Consider the following 17,568-nt stretch of genomic DNA (forward strand, 5'->3'; position numbering starts at 1 on the left):
TCCCGTTACGCGGTAGCGAGTGTCGGTTCCTTCGTGCCCACCGCGACGTTGCTCCGATCGACGAAATCGATCGTTAGGTTCCCCTCGGCCGAACTCGACAGCACGATCTTTTCGGGTGGGGCACCGGTGGCCATGCGCGCAAGCAGTTCGCGCGACACGCTCGGCAGGATTCGCTGATTGAGGAACGCATCGACGTTGCGCGCACCGGACTCGCGCGCGAGACAAAGCTCGGCCATCGCGTCGATCAACGACTCGTCGCACGCCAGCTCGACGTCGTGTTGCCGGCGCAGGCGATCGGCGACCTTCGACAGCTTGAGCCGCACGATCGACGCGAGTGCGGCGGCGTCGAGCGGCCGATAGACGAGCGACTGGAAGCGCGCGAGCAGGGCCGGCTGGAAGTGCGCCGCAAGCTGCGGGTGGATCGACTCGAGCAACGCCGCCTGAGCAATCTCCGGATCGTCGGCGGTCATCTCGTCAATCCGTGCGCTGCCGAGATTGGACGTCATCAGGATCACGCAATTGCGGAAGTCGATCTCGCGCCCTTCGCCGTCGCGCATCATGCCGCGGTCGAACACCTGATAGAACATGTCGAGCACGTCGCGGTGGGCCTTTTCGACTTCATCGAGCAGCACGACACCGTACGGCCGCTGCCGCACGGCTTCGGTCAGGATGCCTCCGCGGCCGTAGCCGACATAACCGGGCGGCGAACCTTTAAGTTGCGACACCGTGTGTGCTTCCTGATATTCCGACATGTTGATCGTCGTGAGCGCGGCCTCGCCGCCGAACAGCAGGTCGGCCAGGGCCAGCGCCGTTTCGGTCTTGCCGACACCCGATGGTCCTGCGAGCAGAAAGACACCGAGTGGCGCATGTTCATTCTTGAGGCCTGCCTTCGCGGTGCGCAGGCTCTCGGCGAGCGCAGCCAGCGCGTCGCCTTGTGCGACCACGCGCCGGGCCAGCTGCTGTTCGAGATTCAGCAGGCTCACCAGTTCGTCTTCGACGAGATTGCCGACCGGCACACCCGTCCATTCCGCAACGACACGTGCGATGGCTGCCGCATCGACATCGACAGAGATCAACGGCGCCTTGCCTTGCCGGTCGGCCAGTCGGCGTTTGATATCGTCGAGCGGGCCGTGGCTGGCCGCCGAGCGGTCTTCGGCGATTTCGGCGCGATACTGGTGAACGAGGCGGACCAGCTCGAGTTCGGTGACATGGTGCGCCTGCAAGCCCGTCAGGATGTTCCGCGCCTCGGACAGTGCGCTCTCCAGCGCCGCGCGCCGAGGCGCAGCGTCGTCGATACCGGCCTGCGCGTCCGCGTCGAGCGTCGCCTGTTCGAGTTCGAGAGCGGAGACCGCGGCGCGCGCGCGCTGCAGTTCCGCGGGCGGCGATTCGAGTCCCATTCGCACCCGCGCGGCAGCGGTATCGATCAGGTCGACTGCCTTGTCCGGCAGTTGCCGCGCGGGGATATAGCGTCGCGAGAGTTTCACCGCCGCGATGAGCGCGTCATCCCGAATGTGCACGTTGTGATATTCCGCATAGCGACTCTTCAGGCCTCGCAACATCAGGCACGCCGCATCGTCGTCGGGTTCGCCGACCTTGATGATCTGGAAGCGGCGCTCGAGCGCGGCGTCGCGCTCGAAGAATTCCTTGTACTCCGACCAGGTAGTTGCCGCGATCGTACGCAGTTCGCCACGTGCGAGCGCCGGCTTGAGCAGGTTGGCAGCATCGGCGCCGCCGGCGGCGTTGCCCGCTCCGATCAATATGTGCGCCTCGTCGATGAAGAGCAGGATCGGCTCGGGCGAAGACTGGACCTCGTCGATGACGTTCTTCAAGCGTTGCTCGAACTCCCCCTTCACGCCGGCGCCGGCCTGCAGCAGGCCCAAATCGAGTGTCAGGATGCGCACGTCACGAATCACGTTCGGGACGCTTTCCTCGGCGACGCGCAGCGCGAGGCCTTCGACGAGCGCGGTCTTGCCGACGCCCGGTTCGCCGACGAGAATCGGATTGTTCTTGCGCCGACGCGCGAGCACGTCGACCATCTGCTGGATTTCACGATCGCGGCCGAACACCGGATCGATGGTGCCGCGTCGAGCCTTGTCGGTCAGGTCGATCGTGAAGCGGGAAAGGGCGTCGCCGTCGATGGTTTGCCGGGGCGCGAGCGTTGCTGCCACGACGGGCGGGGCCGATGCTGGCGTCTGATCGGCTACGGGAGCGATCGGATGGTCACCCGCTCCGGCTTCGATATCCTCCGGACGCAAGCTTTCGCACGAACGATGGGCAAGGCGCGGCAGGACGCGCTGGATCTGCGTGCTGCTGACGGACAGCAGAGGCCAGGCGTTCTCTGCACGCAATACATGGGGACGATCGACGATCGCCTGCAGCAGATCGCCGGACCTGATGGCCGCGTCGTCGGTGTTGGACGCTGCACGGAGCCATGCGTCTTGCAGCATGGTTGCCAGTTGCGGAGAGAGGGCCGGCTTGCCCCGAAGGTTGCGCGGAAGATGCTCGATCGAGGCGAGCAGCGCATCCCAGACGGTGTCGATGTCGATACCGTAATGCCCCAGAATTGCAGGGATGTCTCCGTCACCGGCTTCGATCAGTTTCAGCAGCCAGTGCTCGACGGTGATCTCGTCCGCGAGACGCGTCTGGCATAAGCTCACGGCCGCTTCGAGCGCCTTCGCGCAGTGCGGATTGAGTCGACGGAGCAGGTGGGTCGTGTCGCGCGGAATCATGTCGAGGTCTGAAGAAGGAAGGGGCGAGGCACAGTCATGGACCGAACTCGGTCTCGAGGACAGGAAGGGCAGCCTGAACCGGCCAGGCTGTCAAAGGAACCGCGCGAGGAGCCGGCGGTTCGACCATCGATCGGTATCAGGACCGCTCGTTCCAGGTGTCCTTGTGGATAATGTTGCCGTCCTTGTACGACCAAGTGATCGTTTCGTAGCGAAGCTCCACGTTTTCGAGGTGGTTGTGCTTCTCGTAGTCCGGGTTCTTGATGTCATGCATGACCGGATTTACGGCGACGATCTTCACGTTGTCGAGCTTCGTGTTGAAGTACTCCTTCTCCTTGCCCGCGTCGTCGATCTTGTACCACTTGATCTCGACCGACTTGAGCGTCTGGCCGCTCGTCACGGCCTTGTACAGGTACGGCGTCGAGGCGTCGGTTTCCTTCGTCAACGTGATCGGCTTGTGGACGCGCGTGCCCGTCAGCTTGCCGGTGTTGCCGTCGGTCGGGATATGCACGCCGTGGTCGAACGCGACGAGTTCGACGCTGCCTTCGCGGTCCTGAACCGTCACCGAACCCTTGATGTCGGCGCCGCCGTCGTCCTTGAGCCACATATAAGCCGGAATTGCCATTGCCTTACTCCTTTTTATTTCACTGTACGCACTACTAAACTAGCCAGGAGCGCGCCCCTGAGCTTGAGAATCCCGAAGCGAGTTGCTTTGGGGGCTAAACCTGGATCGCTACTTTCCCGTGTCCGGTACCAGGGTAATTTCCACGCGACGGTTTCGTGCGCGACCGTCGGGTGTGTCGTTGCTCGAAAGCGGGCGCGTCATGCCGTAGCCTTGAATCGCGAACCGGGTCGCAGAAATGCCGGATGCGTCGACCAGCCAGTCGCGCACGGCTTCCGCGCGCGCGGTTGACAGCTTCAGATTGCTGTCCGGATTGCCCACGTTGTCGGTGTAGCCCGCGACGAGGATGCGTTTATCGGGATGCGCGTTGATCATGTCGAGTGCGCCGACCATGGCACGGTTCGACCCCGGCTTCAGCAGTGCCTTGCCGCTGTCGAACAGTGACATGCTGTCGAGCGAGACGACGGCAGGCGGGGGCGGAGGCGGCTCGTAAGATGCGATCGCGTTGTTCAGCACCGGCATCAGCTGCGCGCCCCGATACATGCCGAACGACAAGCGCAGCGGAACACCGGTGCGTGCGTAGCGGTCGAGTTGATCCCGATCGGCCACGAGGGCGTGTAGCGCGTCGCGCTTCGCGGCGTCGTGCTTTGCCGGGATCGTCGAATAGCGGCCGAGATCGGCGGCGATACGATCCAGCAGCGCTTCGTTGTTCCTGGCTGCGCCCCAGAAGGCAACGGCGGCGGCGCAGGCGAGCAGCGCGAATGCATGGCCCACAGAGGCCTGACGAGGAGACATCCAGTATCGCCGCGGCATCGCTTCGATCAGCGACTGCGGGAGCGGCCAAGGCGTCGGCGAGGCGGCGGAGACCGTACGTGCCACGCACGTCTGCATTTCGACATCGCGTTCCCACAGGTTTCCGGACGCACTTGCCGGACCGCAGTCGATCCAGCCGGCGCCGAACTGCGCCCACGGCGCCGCCAGCAGTCGTCGGTCCGTCAGTGCGCCGAGAACGACGCGCTGCGTCCAGCCGACGATGGAGGCCAGTGAGGCGGCGCGTGTTGCGGCGATGCGATCGCCGGCCGCGCGTTGAACCTCGTTTTCCGCTGCGCGGACCACGGATTCGAAACGTTCGCCACCCGCCAGGCGCGCGGCCGACGACACGCCGTACCACACCGGCGTCGAGAGGTCGACAGGGCCGGTGGTGAGCCGCTGGTAGACCGCGACGTAACCGGGTAGTCGCGTACCCAGCATGCGGGCGGCATCGGCGACGGCCTGCCGTACGGCACGCAAGTTCTGCGTCAGCGTGTCGGTTTCCGCGTGCAACGCAGGCGCGACGGACAGCACGACGCCGTCCGGCGCCCGCCCGTCGCGCCACTGCCTGACCGCAACGGCCAGGCGCGGCAGATCCTGTGGGCGATCGACGCGCAGCCAGATGCCGCCGTCGCCGAGGTGCACGTGCCGGGCCTCTCCCGCACGGTCGAACAGTGCGGGCAGACCATCGCCGGTCACCAGCACGAGCGGCATGCGCGTGCGCAGCTTGACCGGAATGTCAGCCGTCGCCGTGCCCAGCGCGGTCAGCACATGCGCGCTCTGGCTACGCGCGCGGCCAAGCCTGCACGTACACCACACCATTAGCGCGAGCGCGACAATCCCGGCGATGGCGGAAAGTGTCCAGGCGACGCCGGAACCGAGTGGAAGCACCAGCCAGATCACGGCGAGCACCAGCACAGTTGCGAATGCGACCATGAACCGGGATGGATACCCGAGCCCTTCGTGGCCACGATCGGGCGGCCGTTTCGATTCTGCAGAGAGAGCAGGCAGGTCGGATTTCACGGGCGAATGGCCTTTGTCGCCACAAGGTGTGCGAGCTGCCCGTCGAGTATGGTCGACCAGACGCCCCATACGATCGTGGCGGCGATGCACGCGAGTCCGGCGATCGCCCATGGAGACAGCCGGTGGAACCAGTCGGACACGCGCCGTTCGACGCGATCCGCGATGAATGGCCGATCCGGGGCAGGGCGCAGCGCTTCCAGTCTGGCGTTCAACGACGCGATCAGCGCAGCCCGCTTGGCTTCACCGTCACGGGCGTACCGGCCCACGAATCCCATCCCGAGGATGGCCGAGTAGCACTCGAGCAACGCGACGGGCGGCGCTGGTTCGCGCATGCGCGCGTCGATCCGCTCGAATACGCGTTCACCGGCTTCGTGCAGGTTGAACTGCTCCACCTGCAGCGGCTCGCGCTCCCATGCGGCCCGGGATTCGCCGGGCAGGTGCCGCAGCGCTGCCTCGTCGAGCAGCCCGCACTGCGCAATCAGTACCTCGTTGCGCACGTCGTCCGGAAAGCCCCGGTGCTGCAGGGCACTCGAGAACTGTTCGACAAGCTGCTTGCACCGGATCCGCAATGCGACCGCGTCCTGAGCCCGTCCGCCCGAGGCGAGCGTCGTCACAAGCAGCGCGGTGTCGCGCAGCAGATCGCGCATCCCGTCGCCGGGCGGGCTGATGGCGCCCGTCGCGTTCGGCATCAGCGCCGTGTCGTTTCGGTTGGAAGTCAGGGCATTCATGAATGCAACACGGCGTAAAGTTCGAGCGAGGCGTCGGGTACCGACGCGGGCAGGTAGATCTGGCAGGCTCGCGCGGCGAGCATCTTCGCGTGCACGGCACTGGACGCGTCCAGTGCGAAATACTGATTGTCCAGACGCACGGGGATCGCGCCCGGCACGCGCTGGACGGCCTTGAGCGGGACGCCCAGCAGAGCCGAATTGATGATGTGTTCGACGTCGTCGGGAGCGCCGATCTTGCAAAGCCGTGGAAACTGTTCGACCAGCTCGAACGCGGGCATCGGCGCGTTGACCGACAGATACCAGTCGGCGGCATCCGCGACGATCCGTTCGTCGAGGAACTGGCCGGTCCAGGTGGTCGGCCCCTTGCGGGTGAGGCCGATCGACACGACCCGCGACGGAATGATGGCGTCGAGCAGATTGCGGATCAGCGATTCCAGTCTCGCGAACACCTCGTCGGCTCGCGCATGGTCGTACGCTGGAATGTCGGTGAGCTGCGCTTCGGTCGAGAACGTCATCAGTGCGCTCGTCAACTGCGCGAGTGTCGTGTACAGATGCTCGGGAGGGCGACCCGGATGCGCGGCGAACAGTCGCAACTGCGGCCAGGCCGTGTGGATACAATGCAGCAGCCAGAAGAGTTGCACGTCGGCCACGCCGTATTCCGCGACCTCGGCGATGCGTTCGCTACGACGCGTACCGAGCGCGAGCGTCTTGGCGTGCAGGATGTCTGCCAGACGATTGATCCGCTCGATGTGCAGTGGATGGCCGCCGAGCGTGAGGCACGGCGGCACGAATTGTCGATCGACCTGGAACTGGCCGCCAGATCCGCGCGTCAGTCGCGCGATCGCACAGACCGTGTCGTCGGCGTGCGACTCGAAGTCGAAAACCAGCCGCACTGCACGCCGTTCGACGGCGATTTCGGCGTCGCCGGTTCCGTTCAGGTCCGCGACCTTGACGAATTCACGGTAAGCGCGCCGTGGGCGAGCGAGCGACGTCTCGTCGAAACGGCAGTTGCTGCCATTCGCATCCGGCAACGCGAGCGCGGCGAACACAACGACGCTCTGCATGTCCGCTGGCACGCCTTGCGTCAGATCGCGCGCAGACGGCAGCGTATCGGCGACGGTCGTATCGATCGGCGTGCCGTCCGGAAAACACAGCCTCAGGCGGGCGAGTTTCAGGCGCCCTGTCGACAGCGCCTCTTCGTCGATCTCTACTCCAAGCGTTCCCCACGGCTGCGCCATAGCCGCGCAGGCGTACTGACGTAGCGCAAATTCAGCCCATCTATCCTGTTGCTGAAAATGCTGCTGCGTCAGGATGAGGCCCTCGTGCCATAGCGGCTTCGCGATTCGCATGGTCTCTCGTGTGGTGTGTCTGTTCGTTATTCGGTCCAAGGGCGTAACCTATACATGACATTTTTTGCAATGTACAACCAATTTTGGAAAATCCAACTAGTTTGGTTTACTAATTTGAAATCCGGGAAATGTGAACAAATGAGACGCTTCGTCGGGCGATTATTTTTGGGATATATGGTTTTTGATGAATTTGCGTGTCGCTGGAAAGGGTGACGTGTGAATAGTGGGGAAGGCGACGGTGGCCCGCCTGATAGGGGATTGGGGCGAACGTGAATGAATTGAGGTGGCGTCTTTCGGGGCTGGCATGTCAATCATCTCGAAAATAATCGATGTCTTTCGAATTTGTTAATTGTTTCGGGATGTTTGCGATTTTTTGCATTTGGTGATTGTGGTTTTTGAGCGACGCGCTTTGACTGTCCAAGCGTTTGCCGTGTATAAGTCCCATGCGATTCAGTCATACGAGCGGAGGCCATGCGATGAAATATCGATCGAGACATCCTGCGCATTGAATCCCGTGCGTGATGTATCGACGAGGCCATCGTGTTGAATACGCCGTGCTCCTGCCCAACGCTTGACCACCACTAAATAAGGATTGCAAATGGATAGCTTCCAGAGGGAAATTCCAAAGAGCCGTGTCTCGATTACGCTGGATTTGCATACGGGCGGGGCCCAGAAGAAGGTCGAGTTGCCGTTGAAGCTGCTCGTCGCGGGCGACTTCAGCGCGGGCCGTGAACAGGCGCCGCTGGCCGAACGCAAGAAGGTCAATATCGACAAGAACAACTTCGATGCAGTCCTGGCCGACTACGCGCCGGATCTCAAGATTGCTGCGGAGAACACCCTGACCGGCGACGGCTCGGAACTGCCCGTCAATCTCTCGTTCCGCTCGATGAAGGATTTCGAGCCCGAGCAGGTTGCTCGCCAGATTCCCGAGCTGCAAGCGATGCTGGCGATGCGCAATCTGTTGCGCGACCTCAAGTCGAATCTGCTCGACAACGTCATGTTCCGCCGTGAGTTCGAGAAGATCCTGAAGGACCAGCGCCTCTCCGACAAGCTGCGTGGCGAACTGGGGCAAATCGCGACGGCCACCCTGCAACAGGAAGGCCGTGCGTGAGCGCGGCCGGCCCAAGACGGCCGTCACCGCCTCCCGCAACCAGGCAGCCATACCAAACGTGACTGAGAGACACATGAACCAGAATGAATCGCGCCAGGGCGCTACGGAAACGATGGTGCTCGAAAACGACAGCGTCTACGCCACGCTGTGCAACAAGATCAACCTGAAGCCGGTCGCCGAGGCGCGGCCGCTGGAAGCATTCCGCGACAACGACGCATTGTCGGAGGCATCGGCCGACGAACGGGTCGCGCGCGGCATGGACGCGCTGCTCAACCTGATCGCGAAGGAAAGCAAGCCGGTCGACCGGCTCGACAAGTCGCTGCTCGATTTTTACATCGGGCAGCTTGACCGGCAGATCGGCCGCCAGCTCGACGCGGTCATGCATGCTCCGGATTTCCAGGCGCTCGAAGGTCGCTGGCGAGGCCTGAAGATGCTCGTGTCGCGCACGGACTTCCGCAAGAACGCTCGAATCGAGGTGCTGGATGTATCGAAGGATGCGCTGCAGCGCGACTTCGAGGACTCGCCGGAGCTGATTCAGAGCGGCCTGTATCGTCTCACGTACATTGAGGAATACGACACGCCGGGCGGACAGCCCATCAGCGCGATGATCAGCGATTTCGAATTCGCGAACTCGCCGATGGATGTCGCGCTGCTGCGCAATATTTCGAAGGTTGCGGCGGCGGCGCACATGCCGTTCATCGGCTCGGTGGGCGCAGCGTTCTTCGGCAAGCATTCGATGGAGGAAGTCGCGTCCATCCAGGACATCGGCAACTACTTCGATCGTGCCGAGTACATCAAGTGGAAGAGTTTCCGAGACACCGACGATGCGCGCTATGTTGGCCTGACGATGCCACGCGTGCTCGGCCGCCTGCCGTACGGCAAGGATACGACGCCGGTGCGTGCGTTCAACTACGAAGAGGCGGTGAAGGGCCCGGACCACGACAAGTATCTGTGGGTCAACGCGTCGTTCGCGTTCGCGGCCAACATGGTGCGCAGCTTCGTCAGCAACGGCTGGTGCGTGCAGATTCGTGGCCCGCAGGCAGGCGGCAAGGTGGAAGACCTGCCGGTTCACCTGTATGACCTCGGTACCGGTGTGCAGCCGAAGATTCCGACCGAAGTGCTGATTCCGGAAACGCGCGAGTTCGAGTTCGCGAATCTCGGCTTCATTCCGCTGTCGTTCTACAAGAACCACGACTTCGCATGCTTCTTCTCGGCCAGCTCGACGCAAAAGCCGGCGTTGTACGAGACGAAGGAGGCGACGGCCAATAGCCGCATCAACGCGCGCTTGCCGTACATCTTCCTGCTGTCGCGCATCGCGCACTACCTGAAGCTGATTCAGCGCGAGAACATCGGCACGACCAAGGACCGGCGTCTGCTCGAACTCGAGCTGAACAACTGGATCAAGGGGCTTGTGACCGAGATGAAGGATCCGGGCGACGAGCTGCAGGCGTCGCACCCGCTGCGCGAGGCGAAGGTGACGGTCGAGGACATCGAGGACAACCCGGGCTTTTTCCGCATCAAGCTCTTCATCATCCCGCACTTCCAGGTCGAGGGCATGGACATCGGCTTGTCGCTCGTGTCGCAGATGCCGAAGGCCAAGGGCTGATCCGACGTTTCATGCATGACCCGCCGGGGCGCCGATGGCTGCTCCGGCGGCACCGTTGTGTTCGTGCACCTGAGAGAAAAACCATGTCGATGATCCTGCCGTCGCAGGCTTATGAATTGAAGCTGGCGCCGCACCCGGCGCCGACGTCCGTGCTGCGGTTTACGGGCCGGGACGCCGTGAGCGAGTTGTACCGCTACGACATCGAATTCACGAGCCCGATGGCGGGTATTCCAATGGATCAAGTGGTCGGCCGCCCCGCGAAATTCATCGTCGCACCGGTCGATCCGAACCTGGACTATCTGCGCAGAATGTTTGGCGAGAACGCCGGGCAATTCAGTACGATGTCGCCGGCATATACGATCCACGGCGTCATCACGCAGTTCGACGAGTTCGGCAGTTCGGCCGATCAGACCCACTATCGGGTGCGGCTCGAGCCGAAGCTCGCCAACCTGAACCGAGGCGCGACGAGCCGGCTGTTCCAGAAGCAGTCCGTCGAGGAGATCGTGACCGACACGCTGCGCCATTACGGCTACCGGGCCGGGGTCGACTTCCTGTTTCAGCTGCGCGGCGAATACAAGCGGCGCGAGTACATCACCCAGTATCACGAAACGACATTTGTCTTTATCCAGCGTATTTGTGCGGAGGAAGGGATCTGGTTCCGCTGGGAGCAGAAGAAGGATCACGCGGTGCTCGTGTTTGGCGACGATCTGGATGCCTACGCACGCAAGCAACGCACCGTGTCGTACCGGCGAGACGGCGGGCTCGAGAGTGCCGGCGCGGACGCAATCAAGACGCTCGAGAAGCGGACGCGGCGTGTACCTGAAGCCGTGCGTCTGCACGACTACAACCATCGGCAGGCCGGTGTGTCGCTGCTGGTCGAGGAAAACGCCGCGCGCGACGACACGACGACGAGCGGCATTGATTACTGTTGGGGCGAGCATTACGAGACGCCGGAAGAGGGTAAAGGTGTGGCCCGCCGGCGTCACCAGGAGCATCTCGCAGCGCAGATCGCGTTCAAGGGCACGGGCAATCCGTTCTGGCTCGAAGCGGGTGAAGTCATGCGGATCGAGCCGAACCTGGCCGACGCGAAGCATGGGATCTTCATCACCGCGGTGGAGTCGCAGGGCGGGCGCGATCAGTCGTATTGGATGACCTTTGAGGGGGTTCCGTCTGATCGTGTGTGGCGCACGCCGATCGATACCATCAAGCGACCGGCCATCGACGGCATTTTGCCCGCGCGCATTACATCCCCCGGTGATTACAAGTATGCGTATCTGACCGAGCAGGGCTGGTATGTGATCAAGCTGCCGTTCGATCTCGATGAATGGAGCCCGGGTGGGACAAGCCGGCCCGTGCGGTTCGCGAAGCCGTATAGCGGTGACAACTACGGGCATCACTTTCCGCTAATCGATGGGGCGGAGGTGGCCGTTGTTTTCACGCAAGGTCATCCGGATCGGCCTGTGATCATCGGGGCGATGCATGACAGCCTGCATCCTGATCTCGTCACCAGTCAGAACCATACCCGGAATCTGATCCGCACCGCCGCGCAGAACGAACTGCGGATGGAGGATAAGGAAGGTGTCGAGCACGTTCATCTGACGACGCCGTTTCAGACCAGTGAGCTCAATCTGGGGCACGTGGTTGACGGTGAATGCGAGGAACGTGGGCGTGGCGCGGAGCTCCGAACGGACGGCCACGTCGCCATTCGCGGTGCAAAAGGCGTTCTAGTCACGGCAGAGGCCCAACCGGCAGGCAATGGTCAACAGCTCGCGATGGAGCGTGCGCAGGGATTACTCGATCTGGCGCTTCAGCAAATGCGTGGGCTCGGAGAGGCCGCGCAAACCGCGCAGGCCGTGGCGGCCGACTACGACCGCCAGCGCGTGTTGCTTGACGAGACGTTGAAAGAACTCAAGAAGGCAGGGGTTCTCGTGAGCGCCCCGGACGGCATGGGCCTCACATCCGGAACGGATCTGCAACTCACCGCGAACGACAATTTGATTGCCACTACCGGCGGGAATGCCGATTTCGGCGTCATGAAGCGGTTTACCGTGTCAGCCGGTGACCTCGTATCGATCTTCGCGCAGAAATTTGGCTTGAAGCTCTTTGCCGCCAGGGGAAAAGTTGAGATCCAGGCACAAAGTGACGACATGCACCTGATGTCCGACAAGGACATGCGAATGACGAGCGCGAACGGGCGGGTCATGATCGAGGCGAAAGAGGAGTTGCTCCTCAAGTGTGGTGGATCGTACGTCCGCATCGCTCCGACGGGCATTGAGGACGGCACGCGTGGCAATCGCACGATCAAGTCGGCCGCGTTCAGTCGGCAGGGGCCGAGTTCGCTCGCCGAAACGATGAATACGTGGAAGCACGCGAAGTTTGACGATTCCTATGTCGTGCGAAACCCGTCCACCGGCGAGCCGCTGACCAATGTGCAGGCCGAGATCAAGCGGGACGACGGTAGTGTGCTCAAGGTGTTGACGGACGAGCTCGGTAAGACGCCGCAACAGAAGAGTCTCTTCACCGAGCATGTTCGCATTCGGCTGCTGGACTGAATTCACCGACCTATTTTTCGGAGCAACATCATGACAGATGCTACATCCGTTTTGCATCATAGCGTGGTCGACGAAAACGGAGACCAGTACAGCATCGCGACACTGACTTCCACGGAAGATCAGCGCGAAAAAATAGTGCTTGCCAAGCCTTACGTGATCCCGATTCTCTTTCTGCCCGGGATCATGGGAACGAACCTGCGCAAGACGGTTGGCAAGGCCAGCGTCTGGCGACCGCCCAACAAGGATCCGCGCGGCGCGGCCGATCTGATCGGACAGTTGTTCAGCTACCTGTTCAAGAGTACAAACGAACGTGCCGGCGATCTGGTGACCAACTCGGTAGAGATCGATCCCAGCGGGCCTATCGATGCTGGCGAGAGCGGCCTGCCGAAGAATGTGCTGGTCGCTCGTGGTTGGGGCGCCCTGATGCGCTCCAGCTATCACCCGTTCATGGCAAAGCTTCAACATCTACTGAACGATCTGTCTCGGTACGACTTTCAGCGTTGCGAGGCCGATCTCCGGAAATGGGCCGCTGAAGCTGGGCAGGACGCGCCGACCGAATGGGGCGCTAAAGAAGGCGATGCCCTTACGCGTGAAGAGATCCTGCATGCGGCCAACTATCAGTTCGATGTCTGGGCAGGAGGATACAACTGGCTGCAAAGCAACCGGGACTCCGGCGCTGCCATCAAGGAGCTCATTGAGCAAACCATCCTGCCGTTCTACAACGAAGGCAAGAGCGTCATCGTGAAGGACACGCCGGATGGCAAGGGCGGATCAAACTGTACCAACGAGCGCCCGGCCCCAAGCCGGCCCATGGCGGAGAAGGTGATCATCGTGACTCATTCGATGGGCGGGCTCGTCAGTCGCGCGCTTACCGAGCTGCATCAATGTGACAAGGTGCTGGGCGTCTCGCATGGCGTGCAGCCGGCGACTGGCGCGCCCGCTACTTATAAGCGCATGCGGTCCGGTTTTGAAGGCGCGGAGCAAGTGTTCCTCGGGCGCAATGCGGCCGATGTCGTGGCGATTCTTTCTCAATCACCGGGCGGGCTGGAACTGCTGCCTACAGCGGATTACAACGACGGTAAGCCTTGGCTTAAGGTGCGTGATAAGGAGACGGGTAAAGAGCTTCTTGCGCTGCCGCAGAATGGCGATCCTTATAACGAGATTTATTGCTCGCCTGCGTGGTATGGGTTGGTGCCGGAGGGGAATTTGGGGCTGGTGAATCCCATGGAGAAGAAGGCGCGGTCGCAATCGACGGGTAGTTCCAAGTCTGAGGACGAGACATTACGTAACGATTTGAATAAGGTCGTCGCGAAAGTCCGCAAATTTCATTCAGACATTCAAATTCGTTATAAATCTCCGACTTATGTGCATTATGGCGCACAGGGCAGACGCGAGAGAGAGAAGGATTCGGGTGGCCTCTTCGGCACCGGGATGTTAGCGAGCAATAACCGTTTCAGTTGGGGCGAGGTGTCATGGGAGGGGCGCGGTGTGGACGGTCTTGAAGCAGTCGGAGTGGCTATTGCGAGTGATGATGGAAATGGCACGCTCAAAACTACCTCGGGCATCAAGTTGACCATTGGCGAACCCGACTGCCCTGGAGACGGCACCGTGCCAGTGTATTCCGGCGAAGCGCCAGGCAAAGCAGGTATTGCGATGAGTTTTGCCCACGGACAGGGCTATCCAGGCAAGTCCAATGAGCATTTCGGTTACGACCATCAAGGCAGCTATGGCGATGAGCATGGGCGGCCGCTGTACGCCACCATGTATGCCATCGTCAAGATCGCCCAGCAAGCACACTGGCATAAGAAGGAGTCTTCATGAGGCAAGGTTGGAAAACACGAGCAATTGGGCGGCATCTTGTAGATGTACCCGATGAAGCGGCAGTTGTCGAAGCGTATAAATACAACAACGTGAAAATTGAGCTGTTGCCGAAGATAACAACGCAAGCGCGCTTTGACGATCAGATATCCCGAAAAGAGCGGGAGCTTCGCGAGGCCAAGCATATTTCGCGAGGAAATATGTTTGTCGAACGGGTGCCACACGCCAATGGCTCTGTTACTTTGATATCGTGGAGCGACCCGGACTTGGACTACGAGTACTATCGATTCGACACTTACTTTCGGGCAGGCTCAAATAGCCTATTGTATTCTGGAGAGGTGTCGCCGGACCGCGAAGCTACGGCGCTGGCGTTACGGCAGGAACTGTCACGCGAATGGCACGAAATTCCATCCGGCGAACTGCCGGAAGGTATCGGCTTTGTGGCAGGCGATACCATCTTGGTAGACAAGGACTTCAACCGCGAAAGCTGGGAATTGAACATTCGGCTGCCCAATAGACCCGATGTCTGGTTCCGACTAACCGCCTACGCGCAAAAGAGCGTTGGGCCCGGCCTGCGCACGCGAGCGGGCGGCATTTTGCCAGCATTGCTCGGGACAGTGGCGGGGGTTGGGCAACTGCGCAACCGAGCCCGGCCGGTTGGCCCGATAGAAGCCGACGAGATTCTGGTGGCCGGCACGCAGGACGGAAAGCGGACCTACGGCTTCAAATGGGAAGCGCCTGGCAAAGCGTATTCATTGGCCGAACCCAATCTGAACGCATCGCTGCGTGTCGGCGAGAGCGCATACCTCACGAACAAGGAATCGTTCGCCAACGACAGCGAGGCACTCGAGCTATGGGATGGCGTCGTGGACTCGATTCGGCTGCGTCCGGGGGCGGTATGAAAATGTTGTCTCGCCGCGAAGTTTTGATGGCGCTTCTTGTCACGCCGGTTGTCACGATGTTTCCTCGCGTCTCGGTGGGCGCACCTCGCATGATGACAGTGAACGAGGCGATGCGTTACTTGTGCGATGAGGTATTTCCGTCTCCGCGTCAGAAACAAAGCGAATCGCATTGCGCTTCCGAGCACCGACCCAAGACGGAAGTGGTATGAAACAAGACTGGAAAACGCGTGCTATCGGACGGCATCTGGTGGATGTACCTAATGAGGCGACAACCGTTGAGTCATACAAATACAACGAGGTAAAGATTGAGTTGCTGCCTGCGATCCAGACGTTGACGAGCTTTGACGACCTGATAGCCCGGAAAGAAAAGGTGCTTCGTATGACGAAGCATATTTCAAACGGCAGTTTGTTTGTTGATCGAGTACTGCACGCCAACGATTCAGTGACGTTGATCTCGTGGAATCGCCCGACGAACGACATACAGTACTTCTTTGACACCTACATTCGTGCAGACTCAAGAAGCTTGAAGTATTCGGGAACGGTGTCGCCGGACCGCAAAGCGACGGCGTTGGCGTTACGGCAGGAACTGTCACGCGAATGGCACGAAATTCCATCCGGTGAACTGCCGGAAGGTATCGGCTTTGTGGCAGGCGATACCATCTTGGTCGACAAGGATTTCAACCGCGAAAGCTGGGAATTGAATATTCGATTGCCTAATAGACCCGATGTCTGGTTCCGACTAACCGCCTATGCGCAAAAGAGTGTTGGGCCCAGCCTGCGCGCGCGCGCGGGTGGCATTTTGCCAGCATTGCTCGGGACAGTGGCGGGGGTTGGACAACTGCGCAACAGGGTTCGGCCGGTTGGTCCGATCGAAGCCGACGAGATTCTAGTGGCTGGCACGCAGGACGGAAAGCGGACCTACGGCTTCAAATGGGAAGCGCCTGGCAAAGCGTATTCATTGGCCGAACCCAATCTGAACGCATCGCTGCGTGTCGGCGAGAGCGCATACCTCACGAACAAGGAATCGTTCGCCAACGACAGCGAGGCACTCGAGCTATGGGATGGCGTCGTGGACTCGATTCGGCTGCGTCCGGGGGCGGTATGAAAATGTTGTCTCGCCGCGAAGTTTTGATGGCGCTTCTTGTCACGCCGGTTGTCACGATGTTTCCTCGCATCTCGGCGGGCGTACCTCGCATGATGACAGTGAACGAGGCGATGCGTTTTTTGTGCGATGAGGTGTTTCCGTCGCCGTGTCAGAAGCAAAGCGAATTGTATTGCGCTTCCGAGCGCCGACACAAGACAGGAGTGGTATGAAGCAAGACTGGAAAACATGCGCTATCGGACGGCATCTGGTGGATGTGCCTAATGAGGCGACAACCGTCGAGTCATACAAATACAACGGAGTAAGGATTGAGTTGCTGCCTTCGATTACGACGCAGGCAATGTTCAATAACATGGTTTCGCAAAGAGAGAAGGACCTTCGAGCTGCGAAGCACGTCACGCGCGGCAACCTGTTTGTCGAGCGAGTACCGCACGACACTGGCTCAGTGACGTTGATCTCATGGAGTCGCCCGACGGGAGAAATACTTTATCTCTTCGACACTTACTTTCAGGTAGGCTCAAAATACATGTTGTATTCAGGGGAGGTTTCGCCAGACCGCAAGACGGTCGCGTTGGCTACGGGCCAAAAACTTTCCGGCGAATGGCACGAAATCCCGTCCGGGGTGTTGCCGGAAGGGATGGGCTTCGTGGCGGGCGACGCTATCTTGGTAGCGAAACGCTTCAACCTTGAAAGCTGGGAGTTGAACATTCGACTGCCGGACAAGCCCGATGTTTGGTTCCGGTTGACGGCCTACGCGCAGGAACGAGTAGGCCTAGGCTTGCGTGCCCGGGCGGGCGGTGTTTTGCCCGCATTGCTCGGGACGGTGGCAGGTGTAGGCCAGTTGCGCAACCGAGTCCGGCCGGTCGGGCCGATCGAAGCCGACGAGATTCTGGTGGCCGGCACGCAGGACGGAAAGCGGACCTACGGCTTCAAATGGGAAGCGCCCGGCAAGGCGTATTCGCTGGCCGAACCCAATCTGAACGCATCGCTGCGTGTCGGCGAGAGCGCATACCTCACGAACAAGGAATCGTTCGCCAACGACGGCGAGGCGCTCGAGCTATGGGATGGCGTCGTGGACTCGATTCGGCTGCGTCCGGGGGCGGTATGAAAACGCTGTCTCGGCGGAAAGTTTTGACGACGCTTCTTGCCATACCGGTTGCGACGATGCTTCCTCGCATCTCGTTAGGCGCACCGCGCGTGCTGACGGTGAATGAGGCGA

12 protein-coding genes are annotated in these 17,568 nt (G+C 61.0%); 7 read left to right on the top strand and 5 right to left on the bottom strand.

What is annotated here, in order from left to right:
* Positions 1 to 5: 5 nt before the first annotated feature.
* From tssH to tssK, 5 genes are all read right to left on the bottom strand, one after another.
* Positions 6 to 2,729 (bottom strand): type VI secretion system ATPase TssH, encoded by a 2,724-nt coding sequence (tssH, locus tag AC1Z3W_RS02460; RefSeq protein WP_483506867.1) that lies wholly within the window; start codon positions 2,727 to 2,729, stop codon positions 6 to 8.
* A gap of 136 nt (positions 2,730 to 2,865) precedes the next feature.
* Entirely contained in the window at positions 2,866 to 3,351 is a 486-nt protein-coding gene (locus AC1Z3W_RS02465; protein WP_006494514.1) for an Hcp family type VI secretion system effector, read from the bottom strand.
* A 108-nt stretch (positions 3,352 to 3,459) separates the two neighbouring features.
* Positions 3,460 to 5,181 (bottom strand): OmpA family protein, encoded by a 1,722-nt coding sequence (locus tag AC1Z3W_RS02470; RefSeq protein WP_244104887.1) that lies wholly within the window; start codon positions 5,179 to 5,181, stop codon positions 3,460 to 3,462.
* Complete coding sequence (locus tag AC1Z3W_RS02475; RefSeq protein ID WP_124833972.1) at positions 5,178 to 5,909, bottom strand: DotU family type IV/VI secretion system protein; 732 nt, start codon at positions 5,907 to 5,909, stop codon at positions 5,178 to 5,180. Before AC1Z3W_RS02475 ends, AC1Z3W_RS02470 begins: the two co-directional genes overlap by 4 nt.
* Positions 5,906 to 7,258: a type VI secretion system baseplate subunit TssK gene (gene tssK / locus AC1Z3W_RS02480; protein WP_483506869.1), complete on the bottom strand. Its 1,353-nt coding sequence runs from the start codon at positions 7,256 to 7,258 to the stop codon at positions 5,906 to 5,908. The genes AC1Z3W_RS02475 and tssK overlap by 4 nt, the downstream gene beginning before the upstream one ends.
* A gap of 598 nt (positions 7,259 to 7,856) precedes the next feature.
* On the opposite strand from tssK, the gene tssB reads away from it, so the two are divergent.
* The 7 genes from tssB (at position 7,857) to AC1Z3W_RS02515 (ending at position 17,457) form a co-directional block, all read left to right on the top strand.
* Complete coding sequence (gene tssB / locus AC1Z3W_RS02485; protein ID WP_124833970.1) at positions 7,857 to 8,369, top strand: type VI secretion system contractile sheath small subunit; 513 nt, start codon at positions 7,857 to 7,859, stop codon at positions 8,367 to 8,369.
* Positions 8,370 to 8,442: 73 nt separating this feature from the next.
* Positions 8,443 to 9,975, top strand: a complete 1,533-nt coding sequence (gene tssC / locus AC1Z3W_RS02490; RefSeq protein WP_483506871.1) for a type VI secretion system contractile sheath large subunit — start codon at positions 8,443 to 8,445, stop codon at positions 9,973 to 9,975.
* A gap of 83 nt (positions 9,976 to 10,058) precedes the next feature.
* A complete protein-coding gene (locus AC1Z3W_RS02495) occupies positions 10,059 to 12,527 on the top strand; it encodes a type VI secretion system Vgr family protein (protein WP_483506873.1) in 2,469 nt (822 codons plus the stop codon).
* Positions 12,528 to 12,557: 30 nt separating this feature from the next.
* On the top strand, positions 12,558 to 14,348 hold the full coding sequence (locus AC1Z3W_RS02500) for an esterase/lipase family protein (protein WP_483506875.1): 1,791 nt from the start codon (positions 12,558 to 12,560) through the stop codon (positions 14,346 to 14,348).
* A complete protein-coding gene (locus AC1Z3W_RS02505; RefSeq protein ID WP_483506877.1) occupies positions 14,345 to 15,247 on the top strand; it encodes a T6SS immunity protein Tli4 family protein in 903 nt (300 codons plus the stop codon). Before AC1Z3W_RS02500 ends, AC1Z3W_RS02505 begins: the two co-directional genes overlap by 4 nt.
* Positions 15,248 to 15,452: 205 nt before the next feature.
* Positions 15,453 to 16,352: a T6SS immunity protein Tli4 family protein gene (locus AC1Z3W_RS02510; RefSeq protein ID WP_483506879.1), complete on the top strand. Its 900-nt coding sequence runs from the start codon at positions 15,453 to 15,455 to the stop codon at positions 16,350 to 16,352.
* A 205-nt stretch (positions 16,353 to 16,557) separates the two neighbouring features.
* Positions 16,558 to 17,457 carry a T6SS immunity protein Tli4 family protein gene (locus tag AC1Z3W_RS02515; protein ID WP_483506881.1) on the top strand — a complete coding sequence of 300 codons (900 nt, stop codon included), beginning with the start codon at positions 16,558 to 16,560 and terminating at the stop codon, positions 17,455 to 17,457.
* The last annotated feature ends 111 nt before the right edge of the window (positions 17,458 to 17,568 follow it).

The organism is Burkholderia sp. 10_S31 (assembly GCF_056930375.1).

Coding starts and splice junctions, on each gene's coding strand:
- tssK (WP_483506869.1), bottom strand. CDS start 7,258: ATGCGAATCGCGAAGCCGCTATGGCACGAGGGCCTCATCCTGACGCAG.
- tssC (WP_483506871.1), top strand. CDS start 8,443: ATGAACCAGAATGAATCGCGCCAGGGCGCTACGGAAACGATGGTGCTC.
- AC1Z3W_RS02510 (WP_483506879.1), top strand. CDS start 15,453: ATGAAACAAGACTGGAAAACGCGTGCTATCGGACGGCATCTGGTGGAT.
- AC1Z3W_RS02515 (WP_483506881.1), top strand. CDS start 16,558: ATGAAGCAAGACTGGAAAACATGCGCTATCGGACGGCATCTGGTGGAT.
- AC1Z3W_RS02495 (WP_483506873.1), top strand. CDS start 10,059: ATGTCGATGATCCTGCCGTCGCAGGCTTATGAATTGAAGCTGGCGCCG.
- tssH (WP_483506867.1), bottom strand. CDS start 2,729: ATGATTCCGCGCGACACGACCCACCTGCTCCGTCGACTCAATCCGCAC.
- AC1Z3W_RS02505 (WP_483506877.1), top strand. CDS start 14,345: ATGAGGCAAGGTTGGAAAACACGAGCAATTGGGCGGCATCTTGTAGAT.
- AC1Z3W_RS02465 (WP_006494514.1), bottom strand. CDS start 3,351: ATGGCAATTCCGGCTTATATGTGGCTCAAGGACGACGGCGGCGCCGAC.
- tssB (WP_124833970.1), top strand. CDS start 7,857: ATGGATAGCTTCCAGAGGGAAATTCCAAAGAGCCGTGTCTCGATTACG.
- AC1Z3W_RS02500 (WP_483506875.1), top strand. CDS start 12,558: ATGACAGATGCTACATCCGTTTTGCATCATAGCGTGGTCGACGAAAAC.
- AC1Z3W_RS02475 (WP_124833972.1), bottom strand. CDS start 5,909: ATGAATGCCCTGACTTCCAACCGAAACGACACGGCGCTGATGCCGAAC.